The 24,818-nt window shown below is 34.2% G+C and carries 23 protein-coding genes; 20 read left to right on the top strand and 3 right to left on the bottom strand.

The genetic code is table 11. The features are described 5' to 3' along the window. The first annotated feature begins 43 nt into the window (after positions 1-43). The 9 genes from P7122_RS02480 to P7122_RS02440 all read left to right on the top strand — a co-directional run bounded on the left by P7122_RS02480 (position 44) and on the right by P7122_RS02440 (position 10,498). On the top strand, positions 44-1,393 hold the full coding sequence (locus P7122_RS02480) for a Na(+)-translocating NADH-quinone reductase subunit A (RefSeq protein WP_278004190.1): 1,350 nt from the start codon (positions 44-46) through the stop codon (positions 1,391-1,393). After that, entirely contained in the window at positions 1,393-2,616 is a 1,224-nt protein-coding gene (locus P7122_RS02475) for an NADH:ubiquinone reductase (Na(+)-transporting) subunit B (RefSeq protein ID WP_278004189.1), read from the top strand. The genes P7122_RS02480 and P7122_RS02475 overlap by 1 nt, the downstream gene beginning before the upstream one ends. A 3-nt stretch (positions 2,617-2,619) precedes the next feature. Further along, positions 2,620-3,411 (top strand): Na(+)-translocating NADH-quinone reductase subunit C, encoded by a 792-nt coding sequence (locus P7122_RS02470; protein WP_278004188.1) that lies wholly within the window; start codon positions 2,620-2,622, stop codon positions 3,409-3,411. Between the two features lie 6 nt (positions 3,412-3,417). Beyond that, positions 3,418-4,050, top strand: a complete 633-nt coding sequence (locus P7122_RS02465) for an NADH:ubiquinone reductase (Na(+)-transporting) subunit D (RefSeq protein ID WP_278004187.1) — start codon at positions 3,418-3,420, stop codon at positions 4,048-4,050. Between the two features lie 75 nt (positions 4,051-4,125). Next, positions 4,126-4,860 carry an NADH:ubiquinone reductase (Na(+)-transporting) subunit E gene (nqrE, locus tag P7122_RS02460; protein ID WP_278004186.1) on the top strand — a complete coding sequence of 245 codons (735 nt, stop codon included), beginning with the start codon at positions 4,126-4,128 and terminating at the stop codon, positions 4,858-4,860. A 12-nt stretch (positions 4,861-4,872) separates the two neighbouring features. After that, positions 4,873-6,183 carry an NADH:ubiquinone reductase (Na(+)-transporting) subunit F gene (gene nqrF / locus P7122_RS02455; RefSeq protein ID WP_278004351.1) on the top strand — a complete coding sequence of 437 codons (1,311 nt, stop codon included), beginning with the start codon at positions 4,873-4,875 and terminating at the stop codon, positions 6,181-6,183. A gap of 159 nt (positions 6,184-6,342) precedes the next feature. Then, entirely contained in the window at positions 6,343-7,215 is an 873-nt protein-coding gene (gene lipA / locus P7122_RS02450; RefSeq protein ID WP_278004185.1) for a lipoyl synthase, read from the top strand. Continuing rightward, entirely contained in the window at positions 7,215-8,231 is a 1,017-nt protein-coding gene (gene gap, locus P7122_RS02445) for a type I glyceraldehyde-3-phosphate dehydrogenase (protein WP_278004184.1), read from the top strand. Before lipA ends, gap begins: the two co-directional genes overlap by 1 nt. A 29-nt stretch (positions 8,232-8,260) precedes the next feature. Beyond that, positions 8,261-10,498, top strand: a complete 2,238-nt coding sequence (locus P7122_RS02440) for a tetratricopeptide repeat-containing hybrid sensor histidine kinase/response regulator (RefSeq protein ID WP_278004183.1) — start codon at positions 8,261-8,263, stop codon at positions 10,496-10,498. Here P7122_RS02440 and lpxK read toward each other — a convergent pair. Next, a complete protein-coding gene (lpxK, locus tag P7122_RS02435; protein ID WP_278004182.1) occupies positions 10,495-11,493 on the bottom strand; it encodes a tetraacyldisaccharide 4'-kinase in 999 nt (332 codons plus the stop codon). The two genes, P7122_RS02440 and lpxK, sit on opposite strands and share 4 nt — an antisense overlap. 42 nt (positions 11,494-11,535) lie before the next feature. Between lpxK and P7122_RS02430 the strand changes: the two genes are divergently transcribed. From P7122_RS02430 to msrA, 3 genes are all read left to right on the top strand, one after another. Next, complete coding sequence (locus P7122_RS02430) at positions 11,536-12,651, top strand: Nif3-like dinuclear metal center hexameric protein (protein WP_278004181.1); 1,116 nt, start codon at positions 11,536-11,538, stop codon at positions 12,649-12,651. A 2-nt stretch (positions 12,652-12,653) separates the two neighbouring features. Beyond that, positions 12,654-13,439: a zinc ribbon domain-containing protein gene (locus P7122_RS02425; protein WP_278004180.1), complete on the top strand. Its 786-nt coding sequence runs from the start codon at positions 12,654-12,656 to the stop codon at positions 13,437-13,439. Between the two features lie 130 nt (positions 13,440-13,569). Then, complete coding sequence (msrA, locus tag P7122_RS02420) at positions 13,570-14,232, top strand: peptide-methionine (S)-S-oxide reductase MsrA (RefSeq protein WP_278004179.1); 663 nt, start codon at positions 13,570-13,572, stop codon at positions 14,230-14,232. Positions 14,233-14,304: 72 nt separating this feature from the next. On the opposite strand, the gene P7122_RS02415 is transcribed toward msrA, so the two are convergent. Further along, positions 14,305-15,111 carry a methyltransferase domain-containing protein gene (locus tag P7122_RS02415; RefSeq protein WP_278004178.1) on the bottom strand — a complete coding sequence of 269 codons (807 nt, stop codon included), beginning with the start codon at positions 15,109-15,111 and terminating at the stop codon, positions 14,305-14,307. Between the two features lie 83 nt (positions 15,112-15,194). Between P7122_RS02415 and P7122_RS02410 the strand changes: the two genes are divergently transcribed. Continuing rightward, positions 15,195-15,875, top strand: coding sequence for a hypothetical protein (locus P7122_RS02410; RefSeq protein ID WP_278004177.1), 681 nt, complete (start codon positions 15,195-15,197; stop codon positions 15,873-15,875). Between the two features lie 142 nt (positions 15,876-16,017). Here the strand turns inward: P7122_RS02410 and P7122_RS02405 are convergent, their stop codons facing one another. Further along, the gene (locus P7122_RS02405; protein ID WP_278004176.1) at positions 16,018-17,391 is read right to left on the bottom strand and encodes a sensor histidine kinase; all 1,374 of its coding nucleotides are present in this window, start codon (positions 17,389-17,391) and stop codon (positions 16,018-16,020) included. Between the two features lie 139 nt (positions 17,392-17,530). On the opposite strand from P7122_RS02405, the gene kynU reads away from it, so the two are divergent. The 7 genes from kynU to P7122_RS02370 all read left to right on the top strand — a co-directional run bounded on the left by kynU (position 17,531) and on the right by P7122_RS02370 (position 24,790). Beyond that, complete coding sequence (kynU, locus tag P7122_RS02400) at positions 17,531-18,799, top strand: kynureninase (RefSeq protein WP_278004175.1); 1,269 nt, start codon at positions 17,531-17,533, stop codon at positions 18,797-18,799. A gap of 325 nt (positions 18,800-19,124) precedes the next feature. Next, the gene (locus P7122_RS02395) at positions 19,125-20,543 is read left to right on the top strand and encodes an FAD-dependent oxidoreductase (protein WP_278004174.1); all 1,419 of its coding nucleotides are present in this window, start codon (positions 19,125-19,127) and stop codon (positions 20,541-20,543) included. A gap of 125 nt (positions 20,544-20,668) precedes the next feature. Then, positions 20,669-21,079: a RidA family protein gene (locus tag P7122_RS02390; RefSeq protein WP_278004173.1), complete on the top strand. Its 411-nt coding sequence runs from the start codon at positions 20,669-20,671 to the stop codon at positions 21,077-21,079. 133 nt (positions 21,080-21,212) lie between these two features. Then, positions 21,213-21,719 (top strand): hypothetical protein, encoded by a 507-nt coding sequence (locus tag P7122_RS02385; protein ID WP_278004172.1) that lies wholly within the window; start codon positions 21,213-21,215, stop codon positions 21,717-21,719. 86 nt (positions 21,720-21,805) lie between these two features. Beyond that, complete coding sequence (locus P7122_RS02380) at positions 21,806-23,245, top strand: aldehyde dehydrogenase (RefSeq protein WP_278004171.1); 1,440 nt, start codon at positions 21,806-21,808, stop codon at positions 23,243-23,245. Between the two features lie 75 nt (positions 23,246-23,320). Then, positions 23,321-24,103 carry an SDR family oxidoreductase gene (locus P7122_RS02375; protein WP_278004170.1) on the top strand — a complete coding sequence of 261 codons (783 nt, stop codon included), beginning with the start codon at positions 23,321-23,323 and terminating at the stop codon, positions 24,101-24,103. Positions 24,104-24,253: 150 nt separating this feature from the next. Further along, on the top strand, positions 24,254-24,790 hold the full coding sequence (locus P7122_RS02370; RefSeq protein ID WP_278004169.1) for a 3-hydroxyanthranilate 3,4-dioxygenase: 537 nt from the start codon (positions 24,254-24,256) through the stop codon (positions 24,788-24,790). The last annotated feature ends 28 nt before the right edge of the window (positions 24,791-24,818 follow it).

Raw genomic sequence — 24,818 nt, 5'->3', positions numbered from 1 at the left:
TTAAATTTGCACGGATTTTTAGATAACTAATCTTTAACTTAATATGTCAAAAGACATCAGAATAAAAAAAGGTTTAGATATAAAATTAGTTGGCGAAGCCGAGAAAACTACTGAAAATGCTATAGTTAGCAATTTCTATTATATCAGACCAGAAGATTTCCACAGTATTATTCCTAAACTTGTTGCAAAAGAAGGTACACGTGTAAAAGCAGGTGAAACCTTGTTTTATAATAAGGATAATGAGGCAATGAAATTTGTATCTCCAGTATCTGGAGAGGTTACAGAAGTACAACGTGGACCGAGACGTCGTATCGACGCAATAAAAATAACTGCAGACAAAGAGCAATCTTACCTGGATCATGGTAAGTTTGATGCGTCAGCTGATGCAGATAAAATTAAAGCACATTTGCTAGCTTCTGGTTGTTGGGCTTTTGTAAAACAACGTCCATACGACGTGGTTGCAAATCCTAACCATTCTCCAAAAGCGATTTTTATATCTGGATATGCAAGCGCGCCATTAGCAGCAGACCTAGATTATACTCTTGCTGGTAAAGAAGCAGAGCTTCAGGCGGCTGTTTCAGCATTGTCTAAACTTACTGAAGGTAAAGTTCATGTTTCTGTAGGAAATAACAACTCTCCTCTTGCCGGTTTGAACGATGTTAGTGTTCATAAAGTTTCAGGACCACACCCTTCAGGTAATGTAGGTACTTTAATTAATAAGGTGGATCCTATTAATAAAGGTGAAGTTGTCTGGACTGTAAATGCGCAAGATTTAGTAATAATCGGTGAGTTATTGTTAACAGGAAAGTTTAATGCAGAACGAGTTGTTGCTCTTGCAGGTTCTTCTGTTAAGAAACCAAGATATTTTAGAACAAAGATAGGTTCTGAAGTTGCTACTATGGTTTACGACAATGGAGTAGATAAAGACGGTAACGACAGAATTATTTCAGGAAATGTATTAACAGGTAAGAAAGTAGCGCCAGACGGAGCTTTAGATTATTACAGTAATGTGCTTACAGTAATTCCTGAAGGTGATGATTACGAATTCTTTGGTTGGAATAAGCCAATCTTCAATAAGATTTCTACATCTAGAGCCTTAACATTTTCATGGTTAAACCCTAAGAAAAAGTATGATCTTAACACCAATACAAATGGTGAGCATCGTGCTTTTGTTGTAACAGGAAGTTACGAAGAAGTTTTTCCTTTAGACATCTATCCAATGCAAATATTAAAAGCATGTATGTATAAGGATTTAGATGAGATGGAAGCACTTGGTATGTACGAAGTTGCACCAGAGGATTTTGCTTTAACAGAATTTATATGTGTGTCTAAGCAACCACATCAAAAGATAATAAGAGAAGGATTAGACTTAATGCTTAAAGAGATAGGATAATGGGTTTAAAACAAAATTTACACAATTTTAAAGAGAAGAACAAAGACAAGAAGTGGCTTCCAGGTTTTAATGCCCTTTTTACGTTCTTATATATGCCAAATGAGACCACACATAATGGTACTCATATTAAGGCAGCTGACGATCTTAAGCGTACAATGAATACTGTAATCATGGCTTTAGTACCATGTTTAATATTCGGTATGTTTAATGCAGGTTATCAGCATCATTTAGCACAAGGACTTATAGAATCTGCAGATGGATTCTTTGGTGCTTCTTTCTGGACATGGGATAACTTTGTTATTGGTCTCTGGAAAGTATTGCCATTAGTAATAGTGTCTTACGGAGTTGGTCTTGCAGTAGAATTTATTTTTGCAATTATCAAAGGTCACGAAGTAGAAGAAGGTTACTTAGTAACAGGTATGTTAGTGCCATTAATTGTACCAGTAGATATTCCATTATGGATGTTAGCTGTAGCAGTTGTTTTTGGTGTTGTAATAGGTAAAGAAGTTTTTGGTGGTACAGGGATGAATATCCTTAACCCAGCATTAACAATAAGAGCATTTTTATTCTTTGCTTACCCAACATGGATGTCAGGTGATAAAGTATGGATTCATGGTGCTGTAGAACGCGATCAAGCTATTGCGGCAGGACAAAATTTAGATGCTATCTCTGGCGAAACTATTTTAGGTACACTGGCTCAAAATAAAGAAGTAGGTTATAATGTGATGGATATGTTCTACGGAATTATTCCTGGTTCTGTAGGTGAGACTTCTACATTATTAATCTTGTTAGGTGCTTTATTCTTAATCTTTACAAAGATTGGAAGCTGGAGAATAATGTTGTCTTCAGTAATTGGTGCTTTAGTAATGGGATTAATTTTTAACGGAGTTGTTAGTTCTGGTTGGATTACTGAATCTAGTAAATTCTACGGATTAATGAGTACAGAATTCTGGCACCATCTTCTAATTGGTGGATTTGCTTTTGGTACTGTATTTATGGCTACAGATCCTGTAACAGCATCTCAAACCACAAAGGGTAAATGGATCTATGGTTTCTTAGTAGGATTTATTTCTATAATGATCCGTGTATTTAACCCAGCTTACCCAGAAGGTGTAATGTTAGCAATATTATTAATGAACGTTTTTGCACCAACAATTGACCATTATGTGGTTCAAGGTAATGTGAAGAAAAGAATGAAACGTGTAAAAGTAAAAACAGCATAAAACATGGCAGTTAATACAGAAAAAAATTCGTACACAGTCATCTTTGCTATCGGAATGGTAGTTATAGTAGGTGTTATATTAGCAGGTTTGTTTAGTTGGACTAAGCCAATGATTACTCAAAATGAGGAAATTGAAAAGCAACAAAACATCCTTTATGCAATGGGTGTTAATGAAAACGATGAGTCTAGTGCTGTTTTCGTATCTACAGAAGTTGCATCAAAAGAATTTGCTAGCAATATAAAAGAACAAATGGTTATCACTGTAGACGCTAACGGTAAGATGTTAAAAAGCCAAACACGTGATGAATACATGGCAGAAAATAACAATAAGGAACCTTACCTTATTGATATTAAAAAACAAAAGTCTAATGCCAAGTCTGGCGAACCAAGACAGTTACCTTTATTTATAGGAGAAAAAGACGGTAAAAAAATATACGTTGCGCCTATTTATGGTAAAGGACTTTGGGATGCTATTTGGGGCTATGTAGCAATGGATAAAGATATGGTTGTACAAGGTGCTTATTTTGATCACAAAGGAGAAACTCCTGGTCTAGGAGCTAACATTAAGCAACGTTTCTTTATGGACGATTTCTATGGAGAGCATTTGTTAACTGATGCAGGTGTTTTTAAAGGAATTACTGTTGCAAAAGGTAATGCAGACCCTAAGAATGAAAATAAAACAGATAATGAGGTTGATGCTATAGCTGGTGCTACAATTACTGGTGATGGTGTAACAGCAATGATTAAAAGTGATTTAAAGTTGTATGTACCTTATTTTAAATCTTTAAAAAATTAATAGAACATGGCTAAAGACAGTAAATTAATTTTAGATCCATTAGCAGATAACAACCCAATTACAATTCAGGTTCTTGGTATTTGTTCTGCATTGGCAATTACCGCAGAGTTAGAAGCGTCTATTGTAATGTCTATTTCTGTACTATTTGTATTAGGTGTAGGAAATGTTGTTATCTCTTTAATGCGTAACATTATTCCTTCAAAAATTAGAATTATAGTTCAGCTTATCGTAGTTGCTACATTAGTAATTATAGTAGATTTAATTCTAAAGGCATTTGCATATGAGTTAAGTAAAACACTATCTGTTTTCGTAGGGCTTATTATAACCAACTGTATTATCATGGGACGTTTTGAAGCTTTTGCTTTAGGAAATGGCCCTTGGAGATCTTTCTTAGATGGTATTGGTAATGCTTTAGGTTACGGAATTATTCTTGTAATAGTAGGATTCTTTAGAGAATTACTAGGATCTGGTACGTTATTAGGTTTCCCTGTTTTAGGAGATCCTATTGAGAAGACAGGTCTTTACGCTTTAGGATATGAAAATAATGGATTTATGCTATTATCGCCAATGGCACTTATAGTAGTAGGAATTATTATTTGGGTACAACGTACAAGAAACAAAGACTTAATCGAAGATTAAAAAATAGTAATGAGGTGTTTGTTATAAGATTCAAAATCTCTTAGACTAACTACTCAAAACTCAATACTAAACAAAATGGAACATTTAGAATTATTTTTCAAATCAATATTTATAGATAACATGGTATTTGCTACATTCTTAGGAATGTGTTCTTACCTGGCTGTATCTAAAAAAGTATCTACTGCTGTTGGTCTTGGAGCTGCTGTAATCTTTGTATTAGCAATTACAGTGCCTTTAAACTGGCTATTAGATCAATATATATTACAACCAGGAGCTTTATCTTGGTTAGGTGATGAATATGCAGCTTACGACTTAAGCTTCTTATCATTTATTATGTTTATCGCTACTATTGCTACAATGGTACAACTTGTAGAAATTGTAGTAGAAAAGTTTTCACCTTCACTTTATAACTCATTAGGTATATTTTTACCACTTATTGCTGTAAACTGTGCCATCTTAGGAGGCTCTTTATTCATGCAATCTAGAGAAATTCCAACTTTAGGATTATCTGCAGTTTATGGAGTTGGGTCTGGTATTGGTTGGTTTTTAGCAATTTTAGCTATTGCAGCAATACGAGAAAAGATTAGATATAGTAGTGTGCCACCAGCATTAAGAGGACTAGGGATTACATTTATAATCACTGGTTTAATGGCTATTGGTTTTATGAGTTTTGGAGGTATGTTAACAGGTGGTGATGAAGAGGCAAAATCAGAAGAAAAAACTGCTGCTACAGAAGTAATTAAAGAGGATGTAAAATCAGATACTGAGGTTAAGACTAACCTTGATGTAGCAGAAAACACAAACAAGTAATAGATTAGTATGATATTATTAGCAGCAAGTACAGTCGGAACTATAGTAGCAACAGTAACAGCCTTTTTATTAGTTACTTTAATATTGGTTGCACTATTATTATTTGTAAAGCAAAAGTTATCACCTTCTGGTCCTGTAAAGATTAAGATTAATGGTGAAAAAGAAATAGAAGTAGCTTCTGGAGGTACATTATTAAGTACCTTAGGAAATAACAAAGTATTCTTACCATCTGCGTGTGGTGGAGGTGGTACTTGTATTCAGTGCGAGTGTCACGTACTTTCTGGTGGAGGTGAAGCCTTGCCAACAGAAACTCCTCACTTTTCTAGAAAGGAATTACAGCATGGAGCTCGTTTAGCTTGCCAGGTTAAGGTAAAGCAAGACATGGAAATTACCATTCCAGAAGAAGTATTTGGTATTAAGAAATGGGAAGCTGTTGTTGTAAGAAATTATAACGTTGCTTCATTTATCAAGGAATTTGTAGTAGAAATTCCTGAAGATATGAACTATAAAGCAGGTGGATATATTCAAATTGAAATTCCACCATGTGAAATCAAATATTCAGATATTGATATTACAGCGCATCCAGAAGAGCATGAAACACCAGATAAGTTTCAAGCAGAATGGGATAAGTTTGGTTTATGGCCTTTAGTAATGAAAAATACTGAAACTGTAGAGCGTGCATATTCTATGGCTTCTTACCCAGCAGAAGGAAGAGAAATTATGCTTAACGTACGTATTGCTACTCCACCATGGGATCGTTCTAAGAACCAATGGATGACTGTAAATCCAGGTGTAGCTTCATCGTATATTTTCGCTCAGAAACCAGGAGATAAAGTTATTATTTCAGGTCCTTATGGTGAGTTCTTTATCAATGAGTCTGAAAGTGAAATGCTATACGTAGGTGGTGGTGCAGGTATGGCACCAATGCGTTCGCACTTATATCACTTGTTCAAAACATTAAAGACTGGTCGTAAAGTAACATATTGGTATGGAGGTAGATCTAAGCGAGAGTTATTCTATTTAGAGCACTTTAGAGCCCTAGAGAAAGATTTCCCTAACTTTAAATTCTACTTAGCTTTATCAGAACCTTTAGAAGAAGATAACTGGAAAGTAAAGAAAGATATCCATGATGAAGCAGGTGACGGTTTCGTTGGCTTTATTCATAACTGTGTTATCGATAATTACTTAAGTCTTCACGATGCACCAGAAGATATCGAATTATATTTCTGTGGTCCACCATTAATGAACCAAGCTGTTCAGAAAATGGGTGAAGATTTCGGAATTCCAGATGAACATATTAGATTTGATGACTTCGGTGGATAATCACCAAAGCAAATCATTAAAGAAATCCTATTCAGAATATTTTTTGAATAGGATTTTTTTATTGTGTTAATCTTTTTTTAATACCAGCAATGCTTTATTGGTTATAATCTTTCTTTAATAATTTACTTCGTATCTTTGACAATTAGAAAAAGAAAGTCGATGGAAACAAAAGTTGCTTCAAATATACTACCAGAACGTAAGCCAAAATGGCTAAGAGTTAAGCTTCCTACCGGAAAAAAATACACCGAACTTAGAAGTCTTGTAGATAAGTATAAATTAAATACAATTTGTACCTCTGGAAGTTGCCCTAATATGGGTGAATGTTGGGGAGAAGGTACTGCTACTTTTATGATTTTAGGTAATGTATGTACACGTTCTTGTGGCTTTTGTGGTGTTAAAACAGGTAGGCCAGAAACTGTAGATTGGGATGAGCCAGAAAAAGTGGCACGTTCTATTAAGTTAATGCAAATAAAACACGCTGTTTTAACAAGTGTAGATAGAGATGATCTTAAAGATATGGGAAGTATCATGTGGGCAGAAACAGTAAAAGCTGTTAGACGTATGAATCCTGAAACTACTTTAGAAACACTAATACCAGATTTTCAAGGTGTAGAAAAACATATAGACAGAATTATAGATGTTGCTCCAGAGGTCGTTTCTCATAATATTGAAACCGTACGTCGCTTAACAAGAGAAGTGCGTATACAAGCAAAGTATGATCGTAGTATGGGTGTTTTAAAGTACCTTAAACAACAAGGTCAACGTAGAACTAAATCTGGTATTATGTTAGGCTTAGGTGAAACCAGAGAAGAAGTTATTGCAACGCTTCACGATTTAAGGGATAACGATGTGGATGTGGTTACAATAGGACAGTATTTACAACCGTCAAAAAAACACTTGCCTGTTCAACGTTTTATAAATCCAGATGAATTTGATGAATATAAATCAGTAGGGTTAGAACTTGGATTTAGACATGTTGAAAGTAGTGCGCTGGTAAGATCTTCATACAAGGCACAGAAACATATTAATTAATGATTAGAGTTGCCATAAACGGTTTTGGTAGGATTGGCCGAAGAGTGTTTAGATTAGCGCTTAATCATCCTAATATTGAAGTTGTAGCGATAAATGATTTAGCAGATGCACAAACATTAAGTCACCTGCTTAAATACGATAGTATACATGGAGTTCTTAATAACGAAGTGTCTTTTACAGAAAATAGTATCGTAATCGATGGGTCTGCTATACCACTTTATAATGAAAAGCATCCTGAGACAATTAACTGGAATAACGTTCAGCCAGATATTGTGATAGAGGCAACAGGAAAGTTTAAAACCAAATCAGAACTTCAACACCATATTAATAACGGAGCCAAGCAAGTAATATTATCTGTTCCTCCAGTAGAAGATGATATTAAAACCATAGTTTTAGGTGTTAATGATACTAGTGTAGAGGGATCAGAATTAATTGTATCTAATGCCTCTTGTACCACAAATAATGCTGCACCAATGATAGCATTAATTAAAGAGAATTTTGGCATTAAACAAGCGTATATTACTACAGTGCACTCATATACTACAGACCAGAGTTTGCACGATCAACCACATAGAGATTTAAGAAGAGCAAGAGCAGCAGGCCAATCTATTGTACCTACAACAACAGGAGCAGCAAAGGCTTTAACTAAAATTTTTCCAGATTTATCAAATGTTATAGGTGGTTGTGGTATTAGAGTTCCTGTTGCAAATGGGTCGCTTACAGACATAACCATTAATCTTGAAAGAGATACAACAATTGAAGAAGTCAACTCAATTTTCAAAAAAGCATCTCAAAATTCGCTAAAAGGTATTCTAGAATATACAGAAGATCCTATAGTTTCTATTGATATTGTAGGTAATCCGCACTCTTGTATTTTCGATTCTCAAATGACCTCAGTCATCGGAAACATGCTGAAAATAGTGGGTTGGTACGATAATGAGACAGGATATAGCTCAAGAATTTTAGATTTAATTTGCAATTTATCGGATAAAAAAGCACTTTTGTCGAATAAATAATTATATTTGTTTAAATAAAAGGAGCTGAAATGTCCCGAATCAAATATCACATATTTGTTTTTTTAGCATGTTTTTCTAGTTTCATTTTCTCTCAACAAGGTGTTGTAGAAGATGAAGATATGCTGTCTATGCGTCTTCAAGAACGTGTAAGTCAGGCAAAACTAGAGAGCGATAGAGGTGATTATTATAATGCCTTGAGCAATCTTGAAGAAGCTAAAAAACTTGCAGAAAAAATTGAAGATCAAATAAGTCTTGGTACTACACTTACTAAAATAGCTAAAGTGCGCTACTTAGTAGGAGAAACCGATAAAGCCAATGTAGCCTTAAGCAAGGCTATAGAGCTGCAGCGCAAAAATGACGATTACGGAAATTTGGCTGTTAGTTATAATATTCAAGGTGTTGTATATAGTACAAACGAAAAATATCAACTGGCTCTAGATTATTATAAATCTGCAAAAAATTTATTTGAGCAAGAAGATTTAGAAGAATACATTTCAGAAGTTACCTTGAGCGAAGCCAAAGCTCTTATTGCACTACAACGATATGAGGAGGCTAAAACCTATTTAGAAAAGGCTATAATCATAGCAAAAAAATACGAACAAAATAGAGTTCTGAGTAGTGCATTAATCCAATCAGGAAAAGTGTCTAGTGAGCTTAATAATGAAGATTTAGCACTAAATCAGGTAGAAGAAGGGCTCTCTATAGCCAGTACTTACCATATCGTTGAGAATATGAATGAAGCTTACTTAACCTTAAGTGATATTCATAAGAAAAAAGGCGATTACAAAAGTTCTTTAGAGAATATAACCAAGCACATTCGTCTTTCAGACTCTATCCTCAATGTAAAGCGAGAGAATTTAGCTCCAGGAATTTCTAGTGAGTTTATTAATAAGTACAAGGACGACCAAAACGCGCAATTAAAAGCGCAAATAGACGAAGTAAGTGCAGAAAGTAATTTTACAAGAATAACAACAATATTAAGTATAGCTTTAATTACAATTCTGTCACTTTTAACCTTGTCGTTATACAAAAACAACAACATTAGGTTAAAGACCAACAATATGCTTCATAAAAAAAATGACGAGCTTATTGTAGCAAAAGAAAAGGCTGAATTGGCTTCTAAAACAAAAGCTAATTTCTTATCAACAGTAACGCACGAGCTAAGAACTCCATTATATGCAGTTACAGGCCTGACAAATATGTTGCTTGATGAAAGTCCTAAAGAAAATCAAGTGCCTCACTTAAAATCATTAAAGTTTTCAGGTGATTATCTGTTGACGTTTATTAACGATATACTTCAAATAAATAAAATTGAAGCTAATAAGGTTGAGCTAGACCCAGAAGTATTCAACCTTAAAAATAAGATAGAAAATGTAATGTCTGCTTTAGGTAATTCAGCTAAAGATAATGGCACCAAATTACATTTTAACTATGAAGATGGTTTACCAGAAACTTACAATGGAGACCAGCTAAAGATTTCCCAAATCTTAATTAACCTACTTGGAAATGCTATTAAATTCACCAAAGATGGAGACATCTGGGTAAGGGCCTACAAAATCGAACAACAGGACGAAATGTACACCTTACGTTTTGAGATTGAAGATAATGGTATTGGTATTACAAAAGAAAAACAAGATCAAATGTTTGAGAGCTTCTCCCAAGGCTCTGTACAGATTAACCGTAAGTATGGCGGAACTGGTCTTGGTTTATCTATTGTAAAAGGACTTATCAAAATTCTTAAAGGTAAAATCTACTTGAAGAGTGAACTCGGAAAAGGTACTACATTCTTCTTTGAGATTCCTTTAGAGAAGGCTGAAGTGGTCGAAGCACAAACAGTAGAGGAAACTAAACAATCAAATAAGATGGAAGATTTGGATCTAAGCGAAGTAAAGATTTTAATTGTCGAGGACAATAAAATCAACCAGATGATTACCAAAAAGATTCTCAACAAGATGGGGCTTTATTGTGATGTTGTAGATAATGGCGAAGCTGCTGTGGAACAAGTGAAATCAACAGATTATAACGTTGTTTTAATGGATATTCACATGCCAGGAATTAGTGGATTAGAAGCGACTAAGATTATTAGAACTTTTAATAAAGACTTGGTCATTTTTGCACTTACAGCTGTAACCTTAGAAGATAAGATGCACGAGTTTGGTGAAGCCGGATTTAATGACATTATCTCTAAACCATTCAAACAAGAAGATTTTGAAGGTAAGTTATACGATGTGCTTTCTGGTAAAGAAGTAGTGTCTAGTTTCTTTTAACCAACAAAAGATTTTACTGCACTATCAAAAACATGTTTTTTATCAATAGCTATTTCAATCGGAAGGTAGAATAATTTAGCTTCTAAACTATCATTATCTACAAGTCTTACAAAATCTTTTTCAGTAGTAATAATTAATTCTTTTTTAGCTAACTCTTCAATATCGTTTATTCTAAAGCTGTAATGGTCAGGATATTCTATATGTTCAAACTTTAACCCTTTATTTTTAAGAAAGTCAACCAAAGGCTTTGCATTAGCAATACCAGTTACGAGTGTAAATTCTGGTAAGGATTGTAGTGCCATTTCAGAATGTGTTGAAACAACTTTTTCAGCATAACGAATAGAACTAAATACTAATTGTTGATGTGGTTTTACCTTTAGGTCTTTAGATATTTTGGCTTTTTCACTCTCAGAAATAGCTTCAGGACACTTTGTTACCACAATTATATCAGCTCTTTTTGCGCCAGACCTAGGTTCTCGTAAGTTGCCTGTAGGCAAAACAATATCATTGCTATATAGGTTGTAATATGCAGTGAGCAAAATATTAAAACCAGCCTTAACCTTTCTGTGTTGGTAAGCATCGTCCAGTAAAATAACTTCGGGTTTGTGTTCTAACTGTAGCAATTGCGAAATTCCATTTTGGCGATTACCATCAACTGCAACTTTTATATCCTTAAACTTTCTGAAAAATTGAAAAGGTTCATCACCAATAGTATCTGCGGTAGCACCTTGGTCTGCTAGTTCGTAACCTTCAGTTATACGTTTGTAGCCTCTGCTGAGCGTTGCAATAGATTTTTCATCTTTTAATAAACGAATCAAATATTCTATCATTGGTGTTTTTCCTGTGCCACCAGTACTCAGGTTTCCAACACAAATAACAGGAATATCATATGATTTTGAAGACTTAATACCTTGGTCATATAACCAGTTTCTTAACCATGTTACCATGTAATAAATTGGTACAACAGGAAACAATATGATGCGGAGAAATTTCACAAGCACTAAATTATATTATTTTTGAAAAACAAATATACGCTTATGATAGTACAAGACGTAATAAATCATTTACACGATCTGGCACCTTTAAATTATGCCGAAGATTTTGATAATGTAGGCCTTTTGGTAGGTGATAAAAATCAAACAGTCTCAGGTGTTTTGGTAACCTTAGATACGCTTGAAGCAGTTGTAGATGAAGCTATAGAAAATAACTGTAATCTTATTGTAAGTTTTCATCCAATCATCTTTAAAGGCTTAAAAAAGTTAACAGGAAAAACCTATGTAGAGCGTGTTGTTATAAAAGCAATTCAGCATAATATTGCAATTTTTTCTATACATACAGCTTTAGATAATGCGTTTGAAGGCATTAATTCTATAATCTGCGATCAGTTACAATTACACAATAAAAAGATCTTAATACCGCAATCTGGCACACTCAAAAAGTTACAAACCTATGTACCAAACGAAAATGCTGAAGTATTAAGAACAGCACTATTTAATGCTGGTGCTGGTAACATAGGTAACTATGATGCTTGCAGTTTTAATCTTGAAGGCAAAGGCACTTATAGAGGAAATGAAGAGTCGAATCCAACTCTAGGACAAAAAGGAGAGTTGCACACCGAAAATGAAACTTTAATTTCTGTAGTATTTGCAAAACATATAGAATCAAAGGTTTTAAAGGCACTTTTTGGCACACATCCTTATGAAGAAGTAGCTTACGAAATCACAACTTTAGATAATACTAATCACTATATTGGTATGGGAATGATTGGTGAGTTGGCTCAAGAGATGGAAGAGTTAGACTGTTTGCAATACATAAAAGAAAGAATGAATACTGCGTGTGTTAGACATTCAGAATTACGAGGTAAACCTGTAAAAAAGATAGCAGTATTAGGCGGATCTGGAAGTTTTGCTATAGGAGCAGCAAAAGCATCTGGCGCAGACCTGTTAGTGACAGCAGATCTTAAATATCACGACTTTTTTAGTGCAGAAAACAGTATTTTACTAGCAGATATTGGTCATTATGAGAGCGAACAGTTCACAAAATCGTTTTTAGTAGACTATCTCTCGAAAAAAATTACTAATTTTGCAGCTGCCTTGCCGGCAGGCAGGGTCGTTTTATCAAAGACAAATACAAATCCGGTAAAGTATTTATAATTATGGCGAAAAAAGCTGAAGCTACTGTAGAAGAGCGTTTAAGAGCGCTTTATGATTTACAGTTAATTGACTCTAGAGTAGACGAAATAAGAAATGTTAGAGGAGAACTTCCTTTAGAAGTAAGAGATTTAGAAGATGAAGTAGAAGGGTTAAATACCAGACTAGAGAAATTAAATGATAGCCTTGCTGTTATAGATGATGAGATTAAAGGAAAGAAAAATTTAATCGAAGAAGCTAAAACTTTAATTAAGAAGTATAGCGAGCAGCAAAACAATGTTAGAAATAACAGAGAATATAATTCATTAACTAAAGAGATTGAATTTCAAGAATTAGAAATTCAATTAGCTGAAAAGCACATCAAAGAATTTAAGGCTCAAATAGAGCAGAAGAAAGATGTTATTTCAGAAACTAAGGACCGTTTAAAAGATCGTAAAGAGCACCTTAAACATAAAAAAGGTGAATTAAACGAAATCTTAAAAGAAACTGAAAAAGAAGAAGAAGCGCTTATAGGTAAGTCTGAAGAGTACCAAAAGAAAATTGATGAGCGTTTAGTAAAAGCATATTTAAGAATTAGAAATAACGTAAAGAATGGTTTAGCTGTTGTACCAATAGAGCGTGGTGCATCTGGTGGTTCTTTCTTTACTATTCCACCACAAGTACAAGTAGAAATTGCTTCTCGTAAAAAAGTAATTACAGATGAGCATAGTGGTCGTATCTTAGTTGATGCAGCTTTAGCTGAAGAAGAAAAAGAAAAAATGGATAAATTATTTGTTAAACTAGCAAAGTAATTACCATTAAATAATATTCAAAAAAAGCCTTCACAAACTGTGAAGGCTTTTTTTATTTAATAAAACTTTAAAAGATTTCTTTTTAAGGAATTGTAATTTTATACGTCTATAGAAAAAGAAATAAAAATTTATGAAAAAGTTACTTATTATTTTAAGCATAAGTCTTTGCTTTAATTGCCATAATCAGGCGCAAACCAATCCAAAACAAGAAGAAATAATTAATGCAGAACCTGTAGAAGTACCTGTGGAAGATGGTAAAGCAAAAGCCTATTTTGCAAGTGGATGTTTTTGGTGCGTAGAAGCGATTTACCAAAGTGTAAAAGGTGTTGAAGAGGTTTATAGCGGTTTTTCTGGAGGACACACAGATGATATTACTTACGAGAAAAGTCATTCTGGTACAACAGGCCATGCAGAAGCTGTAGAAGTTATTTACGATCCAGAGGTAGTGAGTTTTTCAACATTAGTAGATGTATATTTTGGATCTCAGAATCCGATGCAAGTTAATGGTCAAGGGCCAGATAAAGGACCGCAATACAGATCAATTATATTCTATCAAAATGATGAACAAAAAGAAATTATAGAGGATAAGAAAGCTGCTCTTGCAAAAGAATTAGATGCAACAATAGCAGCTGAAGTATATCCATTCTTAAAATTTTATAAGGCTTCAGATTATCATCAGGATTTTGAAAAACGAAATCCAAATCAAAGTTATGTGAGAGCGGTTTCTATTCCTCGATTAAATCGTTTTAAGGCTAAGTTTCCAGAGCTGTTAAAAGACGAAGAAAAGCATTAAAGTGCTATTCAGAAAGTTTTTTAGAACTTGTAAGTTGTAAGTGTTTAAGTAGTTTATTTTCCCCTTTGGGAATTAAAGGGACTTTTTAATCGCTTTAATCTCAAAAATCATAGGAAATAACTGATCTTTCATTTTATACATTCCAGATTCTGTTTTTATTAAATCAGGAAACACATCATAAGGACTTTCATCATATTCATTAAGATAGTCTATTTGCAAGCCAGCTTCAATAAGTGCATTTACAACTTCACTCAATCCATGGTTCCAACCGTATTCCTTACTCACCATTTTTGAAGATTGATTAGCATACGTACCTCTGTATTCTTCATAAATCACCTCGTCTTGACTGTAGTGGTATTTTAGTTTTGGTTTACCATCAATATAATCAAACATCCAAAGAATAGGATGAAATTCAACTATGTAAAATATACCTCCGGTTTTTAAACGTTCCGAAATCATCTTAGCCCAAGGCTTCAAGTCGGGCAACCATCCAATAGTACCATAACTTGTAAAAACAATGTCAAACTTATCCTTTACGTATTCAGAAGTATCCAAAACATTGCAACATACAAACTCAGCATCAAGCTGCAATTCGTTATTAAGCTTCTTGGCAAGTTTTATGCCTTCATCACTCAAATCTACACCAACGCATTGCGCACCCATACGTTGCCAACTTAAGGTGTCTTGACCAAAATGACACTGTAGGTGCAAAAGTGATTTTCCTTTAAAATCTCCCAAAGCCTTTAATTCATATGGCATTAAAGAAGATTTACCAGACTTAAAAGATACTATATCATACATTTCACTTTGTGCATGTATAGCTACTTTTTTGTTCCAGGTTTCTTTATTTGTGTTAAAGTAGTTTTCAAAATTTTCCATCTTCTTAATAACTTTTTGTGTCTTCCTTTTGCGAAGCTTGGTGTGCTCCTTAATTTTGATGTAATTTAAAATATCTTTTTAATATGAAGTCTTTATATCTTAGTTTCATTTGCTTGCTTTTCGTTTTTTCTTGTAAATCTGAAAAGAAAGAAACTCCCCAAAAAACAAAAGAAACGGAATTAAGTATTGCTGAAAAAATTGCCAATGCTCATGGATATAAACAATGGGAGAACGTAGAGAAAGTAACATTTACTTTTAAAGTTGATAGAGATAATGTGAAGAGTAGTGGACGATCTTGGGTTTGGTTTCCAAAAAGCGACAGTATTTATATGAAATCAGGATCGCATAATATTAAATATTCAAGACGCAATCTAGATAGTGTACCTACTAATGCAGACAAAGCTTTTATAAATGATAAATTTTGGCTGTTGGTGCCATTTCAGCTGATTTGGGATTCATCTGCGACAATTTCAGAGCCTAAAAAAGTAGAATCACCTATTCTTAAAGAGAAACTTGATATGATCACAATCGCATATCCTATAGAAGGAGGTTATACACCAGGAGATGCTTACGATATTTATTATGATGAAAATTATTTAATTAAAGAATGGTCTTACAGGCAAGGAAATTCTCCAGAACCATCATTATCTAATACGTTTGAAAATTATGAGGATTTCAACGGTATTAAAATAGCAATAGACCATAAAAAGGATAATGGCAATTGGAATTTAAACTTCACAGACGTTAGTATAACACTAGAATAAGTGAGATTTAAAATTTTGGCATTACTTTTGAAACCTATAATGTAAGTTTCGCGTGGGTCATTCGACTTAAAACGTATAGCTTACATTTTCCGCCATTTGGCGTCTATATATATTTTCGAGCGCTTTGTTTCAAAGCGCTTTTTTATTGATCGGATAATTGAAAATAGACTTCTGTTCCTTCATCAATGTTACTTTCAATTTGCAATGCTCCACCAAGAAGGCTTATGTAAGATTTAGCTATAGCTAAACCAAGTCCAGCACCATGTGCTCCCGTTCTATTGTCTAAATCGATAGTAAAAAAAGGTAAGGATACTTTATCTAAATGAACTTTAGGTATGCCAATTCCATTATCTCTAACTCTAAACTCAACAGTATTGGAGTTAATAGGATAGCATATTAGGTTTACAAATCCTTTATTTCGAGAAAATTTTATCGCATTATCAATTATATGACCTAGTGCTCTCAGGAGCTTATCTTTATCGCTAATGAGTATTCTATCTTCATCTAGGCTATTGACTGTAGAAAATAAGATGTCCTTGTCTTTTGCTTTTTTTGTAAATTCCTTTTCTAGGTAATTTAAAAGATCAGAGATTTTTATTTGAGAATAATTCATAGGTAAATTACCACTTTCTAATCTTGAAATTTCTAATACATCATTAAACACATCAAGCAGCAAATTACTGTTGTTTTCTATAATTTGAATGTATTCAGTATGTGTTTCATTTATGTTTAAGCTAGATTTTAGTAATTCGGTACTACCAGTAATACCATATAAAGGTGTTTTAATTTCATGGCTCATATTACTTAAAAAAGCTGTTTTAAGCTTATTTGCTTGCTCTGCTTGGTTTTTAGCATTTAGCGCCACTTCGTGTTCTTTTTTTAGCATTTGTTGCAGTTCGTTTTCTTTAACATAGGCGTTGTGAAGTTGCTGAATTAAAAATGAAACCGAGTATACTGTAAGCAAGCAGAAAATTATATTGTTGGTAAATACTATAGCTAATCCCTCTATAGGACCTTCTACAAAAAAGTTAATCTCAATAATCTTGAAATATTTTACGACGATAACAGTGAAATAAAACAGAGCTGTAAGTAGCACAGAATAAATACCAGATTTTGTGCTGCTATAAAGCGTTATTAAAACACTTAGCATAAAAAGTAATGTAGTGCCATTGCCGCCTAAACCTAAATCGAGTACAAGTCCAAATGATAATAATAAAAAGGTGGTGCTAAAAATTAGTTTTCTGTTTTCTAGACTTAGATTTTTATAGAAGAAACAAAAAAATAATGCTAGGATAGCAAATGTGTCGGCATAAAATACAAACCATTTGTCTAGCACAATAGCAGCAATAATGCTTGGAAAATACGATACAGAACCCAAAACAATGGTTAGGGTAAATATTGATATAAAAAGATAATCTCTGTAATAAGATAGTCTATCTGTTTTGGTCTTGTGATCTTGTAATCCAAGATAATTTATATACCATTCCCTGTATGAAAACCAAAGATTTTTTAGCATTATGATGAGTGTTAATTTGGGACTAACAAAGTTTATAAATGCAAATCTACTCAATTTCAGGGTTTTATGCTTTGTTTTTATAAGCCTAAGTGCACAAAAATTATTCTTATTTTTGTTAACAACGCAAAAGAACATACAATTGACCAACTATAAAACCGGTCTTGATTACGCAAAAACACAAGACCAAAACGACACATTAGCGTATTACCGCAATCAATTTCATATTCCAAAAGATAAAGAAGGAAACGACTGGTTATACTTTACAGGAAACTCGCTAGGATTACAACCAAAAAGTACACAAAAATACATTCAACAAGAGTTAAACGATTGGGCAAATCTTGGTGTAGAAGGGCATTTTGAAGCCAAAAACCCATGGATGCCGTATCACGAATTCTTGACTGAAAGCATGGCGAAAATCGTAGGCGCAAAACCTATTGAAGTTGTAGTGATGAATACGCTAACCACTAACCTACACTTACTTATGGTTAGTTTTTATCGACCTACGAAAACCAAATACAAAATTGTAATTGAAAGTGATGCATTTCCGTCAGATCGATATGCAGTGCAAACACAACTAGATTTTCATGGTTTTGATGCAAATGAAGGTTTAATTGAATGGAAACCTCGCGAAGGCGAAGAATTACTAAACATTGAAGATTTAGAAACCATTTTAAATGAACAAGGTGATGAAATCGCTTTGCTTCTAATTGGTGGTGTTAACTATTATACAGGTCAATACTTAGATTTAAAACGAATTGCCGAATTAGGTCACGCCAAAAACTGCATGGTTGGTATCGATTTAGCTCATGGCGCAGGAAACATTCAACCAGAATTACATAATTCTGGAGTCGATTTTGCAGCTTGGTGTACTTATAAATATTTAAATTCTGGACCAGGTAGTTTAGGCGGACTTTTCGTTCACGAAAAACACGCACACAAAAAAGATTTAAAACGTTTTGCTGGTTGGTGGAGTCACAATAAAGACACGCGTTTTAACATGCGTCAACCATTAGATGTTACACCTGGCGCCGAAGGTTGGCAACTTAGTAATCCGCCAATTTTGTCTATGGCTGCCATAAAAGCGTCTTTAGACATGTTTAACGAGGTTGGTATGGAAGCGTTACGCAAAAAATCAGAACAACTAACCGGTTATTTTGAATTTTTAATTAATGAATTAAACAACGATAAAATAAAAATAATCACACCAACAGATCCAAAACAACGTGGTTGCCAATTATCGATTCAAGTTAAAGATGCCGATAAAAGTTTACATCACAAATTAACCGAAGCCAACATAATTACAGATTGGCGTGAACCTGATGTGATTCGTTGTGCACCAGTACCGCTTTACAACAGTTTTGAAGATGTATTTAGAATGGTAGAAAAGTTGAAAGAAATTTTAAATTAAACAGTCATTCTTGGAAAGCAGGAATCAAAGATAAAAGTATAATAAATTCTGAATCAACACTTCGACAAGCTCAGTGTGACACTTCAGATAAAAAAAATATTAGGAAAGTAAAGTCCTAAATCAATTCAGGGAATTGAACGTCAAAATTCAGAAATAATGAGCGAAGGAATGAAGATGCAAAGCGCAGCTTTAAGCACGAAATTCCGAAAGCGAATGATGCTTTAGCAATTTCCTAATTTTGATATGATTTTTTGGTTCGTTTTGCATCAAGGCAAAATGAACATTAAATAAAATCCTGAATCAAGTTCAGAATGAAAAATAAATTATGAAACAAAAAGAAAACATATTAATCATTGGCGCAGGTTTATGCGGTTCACTTTTAGCACTACGTTTAGCACAACGTGGCTATAACGTTAGTGTTTACGAAAGCAGACCAGATCTACGTACAACAGATATTTCTGCGGGTCGTTCTATCAACCTTGCCTTATCAGATCGCGGATTCAAAGCCTTGCGTTTAGCTAATGTTGAAGATAAAGCGCGTGAGATTTGTATCCCAATGAAAGGTAGATTAATGCACGATACCAAAGGTAATACCTTTGCATCCAACTATTCTGGTCGCGATAACGAATACATCAACTCAATTTCAAGAGGTGATTTAAACGGAATGCTATTAACTGAAGCCGATACATACGACAATCTAACCATTCATTTTAATACCGAATGTGAAACTGTAGATTTAGATACCAATACCGTTCATTTTAAAAATCGTAATACAAATGAAGCTTTTAACGTCACTGCAGACGTTATTTTTGGTACTGATGGCGCAGGTTCAGAATTAAGAAAAAGCTACTTTTTACAACGTAAATTCTTGTTCAGTTTTTCACAGAATTTCCTAACGCATGGATATAAAGAATTAGAAATTCCTGCAGCTGTAGACGGAAGTCATCAAATCAGTAAAGACTATTTACACATTTGGCCAAGAGGCGAATATATGCTTATCGCTTTACCAAATTTAGATGGAAGTTTTACGGTGACGTTGTTTTTAGGACACGAAGAAGGCGATTATAATTTCAAAGATTTAGATACAGAAGACAACATAAAAGCCTTTTTCCAAGCGCAATTTCCTGATGCATTGGCGCTAATTCCAAATATTGCAGACGAGTTTGCAAACAATCCAACAGGTGCTTTAGGCACTATAAAATGTTCACCTTGGCATTATAAAGGCAATACTTTAATTTTAGGTGATGCCGCGCATGCTGTTGTTCCGTTTTACGGTCAAGGAATGAATGCGTCTTTTGAAGATGTTGCGGTTTTAGATAGCATTATTGATAAACATGAAGGTAATTGGGAAACCATTTTTAAAACCTATCAATCGGTTAGAAAGGCAGATGCAGACGCTATTGGCGAATTAGCCGAAGAGAACTATTACGAAATGCGCGATCACGTTGCCAATCCAATGTTCAAAACAAAGCGCCAATTAGAAATGCAATTAGAAAAGCATTTTCCAGAGCACTATTTTTCAAAATACTCGATGGTAACATTCAATGAAAATATTGGCTATCATGAAGCCATGACCAAAGGTCGTGCGCAAGACAAAGCTATTTTAAATATGATTGCAGATAACGAGATATCGATAACAGCAGATATGACTTATGAGCAATTAGAAAAAGCTTTACAAAAAGTACAAGAAAAAACTAACAATATTATAGATGATGACAACGTTGCAAAAACGATGCATCACTAAATTCCTGCGAAAGCAGGAATGTCATAAAAAAGAATAAACTGTCTCTTCGAGCGCAGTCGAGAAGTCTCAGGAAGATAAAATAATCAAAAAATAGATTCTGAATCAAGTTCAGAATGACAACCAATATGAACACAAACGCAGGAACTAAAGTAACACCAAGAGGCGCATATCCACATGTAAAAGTGGTCGGCGATTTCATTTTCGTATCAGGAACCAGTTCAAGGCGCGCAGACAATACAATTGCTGGTGTAGAACTTATTGACGAAATGAACACCAAAAAATTAGATATCGAAGTTCAAACCAGAGAAGTTTTAAAAAACATCGATAAAAATTTACAAACCGTTGGTGCCAGCTTGAAAGATGTGGTTGATGTAACTACCTTTTTAGTAAACATGAACGATTTTGCAGGTTACAACAAAGCCTACGCCGAGTTTTTTGAAAAAGCTACTGGACCAACAAGAACAACCGTTGCTGTACACCAATTACCGCATCCTGATTTGTTGGTTGAGATTAAGGTGATGGCTTATAAAAAGTAAATTAACTTTAATTTATTTAACTATATTTTTATTGAAATACTATTACAAATACCTGATTATTCTTTTTTTTGGTTTTTCTTGTAAGAATTCCGAAGAAAGAAAAATATCCGTAAAAGAATTACAATTAGAGTTTTTGACTTCAATTTCAAAGGATACAAGTATTTTTACTAAATATTATAAAAACGCTTATGTTTTTAAAAAAAGGTTTTTTAATGTTAAAAAACCTTTAACTGAAAACGGAGAAATTAGATGGATATCTGAAGTAGAATTAATTTCGAAGTACTTAAACATAAAAGATACAACATTCGTTTACAACCAAATTCAATCGGACAATTTTATTTTAGATGATTTAATTGAAGCAGGATTTAAAACTATTAATTATGATGAATTAATTGATAGATCATACATTGGCGATACTTTGGTGGAAAAAAAACTGGTCTCTCAAGATTCTTTAGATAAGGTTTTTAAACTTCTTGAAAAGCACAAGCATATTTATATATTAAAACCTGTTTTTAATCAAAGACAAGATTTAGCCTTTATTCAGGTTGACTACAAGGAGTTTAGTGGTTCCTCTTTTATTTATAAAAAGAAAAATAACCAATGGGTCTTGGAAAAAGAGGTTGGAAGTTGGATGAGATAAATTTTATAATTAATCTTTAAGAATCTAAATTTTGAAATGATACCTTTTAAATATTAACTTATTAGTCAGTTTAAAAAACAAATAAATTGAATATCAAAAACTACATAAACGGAGATTTCTCGCTTCCCATTGCTAATGGGTGGATTGACAACTACAATCCTTCAAACGGTGAAGTCTATGGGCAAATCCCAAACTCATCAAAAGACGATGTAGAGCAAGCTTACAAAGCTGCTAAATCTGCTTTTTCTAGCTGGAGTCAAACTACTTTAGAAGAACGTAGCAGAATTTTAATTAAAATTTCAGAATTATTAGAAGCCAATTTAGACCGTTTTGCAGAAGCCGAAAGTAAGGATAATGGAAAACCTGTAAGTCTCGCCAAAATGGTAGATATACCAAGAGCAGCAAGTAATTTCAGGTTCTTTGGTAATGCCATTACTCAATTTGCAAGCGAAAGCCACGAAAGTGTTGGTCAAAATGCGGTAAATTATACGCTACGCCAACCTATTGGTGTTGTAGGCTGTATTAGTCCTTGGAATTTACCATTGTATCTGTTCACTTGGAAAATCGCACCAGCAATCGCCACAGGGAATTGTGTTGTAGCCAAGCCAAGCGAAGTCACACCAATGACGGCTTATTTGTTAGGTGAAATTTGTAATGAAGCTGGCCTCCCTAAAGGTGTGTTGAATATTGTTCACGGTTTAGGCACTACGACTGGTCAAGCTATTGTAGAGCATCCAAATATCAAAGCCATTAGTTTTACTGGCGGAACAGCAACTGGTGCGCATATTGCCAAAGTTGCCGCACCAATGTTTAAAAAACTGTCTTTAGAATTAGGCGGAAAAAACCCAAATATCATCTTTGCCGATTGCGATTACGAGAATATGCTGAACACAACTGTACGTTCGTCGTTTGCTAATCAAGGTCAGATTTGTTTATGTGGAAGCCGAATTTTTGTAGAAGAAACTATTTATGAGAAATTCAAAGCCGACTTTGTCGAAAAAGTTAAAAGCTTGAAAGTTGGTCATCCTTCTGAAACAGACACTAATATTGGTGCTTTAGTTTCAAAACCGCATCTTGAAAAGGTGAAAAGCTACATCGAAATTGCTAAAGAAGAAGGCGCAACTATTTTATGTGGCGGAAGCGAAGTTACTGTTGAAGGTTACGAAAATGGTTACTATTTACAACCAACAATTATCGAAGTAAAAACGGACGAATGTCGTGTAAACCAAGAAGAAATTTTTGGACCAGTAGTTACTATTATGCCATTTAAAACTGAAGACGACGTGTTAGAGATGGCTAACAAAGTAAAATACGGATTATCAGCAACGCTATGGACAAATAACCTAAAACGCACCATGCGAATGAGTAACGAATTACAAGCAGGTATTGTTTGGGTAAACACTTGGATGATGCGCGATTTACGCACACCTTTTGGCGGCGTTAAAGCAAGCGGAGTTGGTCGCGAAGGTGGATTTGAAGCTTTACGCTTTTTTACTGAGGCTAAGAATGTATGTATAAAGTATTAATGTCATTCCTGCGAAAGCAGGAATCTCATTTAACAATATAAACTAAAAAGATTCCTGCCTACGTAGGAAGTTATTATGGACTTAAAACTAAACAACAAATACGCATTAGTATGTGGTAGCACAGCAGGTATTGGTAAAGCAACTGCTTTAGCTTTAGCTGAAGAAGGTGCAAATATCACACTAGTAGCAAGAAACGAAGACAAACTAAAGGCTGTTTTAGCCGAATTACCAAAACACAGAAATCACGATTATATCGTAGCTGATTTTTCTAATCCGATGGAATTAAAAGAAAAAGTTGAAAGCTATATTAAGAATAATCACGGATTTCATGTGTTGGTAAACAATACAGGCGGACCAGCTGGCGGACCAGTTTTTGAAGCAAAAATTGAAGAATTTGAAAGCGCTTTTACACAGCACTTAAAATGTAATCATGTATTAGTACAAGCTGTTGTTCCGTTTATGAAAGCTGAAAACTATGGACGTATTGTTAACGTGATTTCAACATCAGTAAAACAGCCATTAGATGGACTTGGTGTAAGCAATACCATTCGTGGTGCTGTAGCCAATTGGAGCAAAACCTTAGCTAACGAGCTTGGACAATTTGGCATTACCGTAAACAACGTGTTACCTGGAGCAACTGGAACAGAACGTTTAACCGAAATTATTAAAAACAAAAGCGATAAAACAGGTAAAACAGAAGAAGAAGAAGCCAACGCTATGAAAAGTGCTGTACCAGCAAAACGTTTTGCAAAACCAGAAGAATTAGCTGCTGCAATCACCTTTTTAGCAAGTGAATGTGCCAGCTATATTAACGGAATTAACCTTCCGGTTGATGGTGGTAGAACAAAAAGTTTGTAGAAGCCCATCCCTAACCCTTCCCTAAGGGAAGGGAAATTTGTCTGAATATTACTATCTTTAAACTGTAAAATTTTTTAGTAAAAATAAATACTCTTACGTACCCGAGTAAGAGTTCCTTCCCCTTGGGAAGGCTAGGATGGGCCTTTTATTATGAGCAAATTATTTCCGCCTATTAATTTTAAAGCATGGATTGAAGAAAATCGTCATTTATTAAAACCACCTGTTGGTAATAAAGTGGTTTGGAAGGATGGTGATTTTATCGTTATGGTTGTTGGCGGACCAAATAGTCGCAAAGATTACCATTACAACGAAACACCCGAATTTTTCTATCAAGTAGAAGGTGATATTGTTTTAAAAGTTATTGATAATGGAGAACCAAAAGATATTCATATAAGAGAAGGAGAGATCTTTTTGTTACCACCAAAAGTGCCACATTCACCGCAACGAGGTGCTAATACCGTTGGTTTGGTGATAGAATATCCTCGAGAAGAGGGTGTGCAAGATGCGTTGTTATGGTTTTGTGAAAATTGTACAACTAAATTATATGAAGAAGACTTTACTTTAGATAATATTGAAACCGATATGCCGAAAATTTTTGATGCATATTATGGAGACAAAGTAAAACGTACATGTCCTAATTGTGAGGCTGTTATGCAACCTCCAAAAAAAGTACAATTAGAAGGCTAATTGTTATTCTGCACGCGTAGGAACTTAA

It is taken from the genome of Winogradskyella marincola (genome assembly GCF_029624125.1).
GTDB lineage: Bacteria > Bacteroidota > Bacteroidia > Flavobacteriales > Flavobacteriaceae > Winogradskyella > Winogradskyella marincola.
The sequence above is the reverse complement of the archived record's forward strand: the minus strand, read 5'-3'. Positions and strand labels throughout refer to the sequence as shown.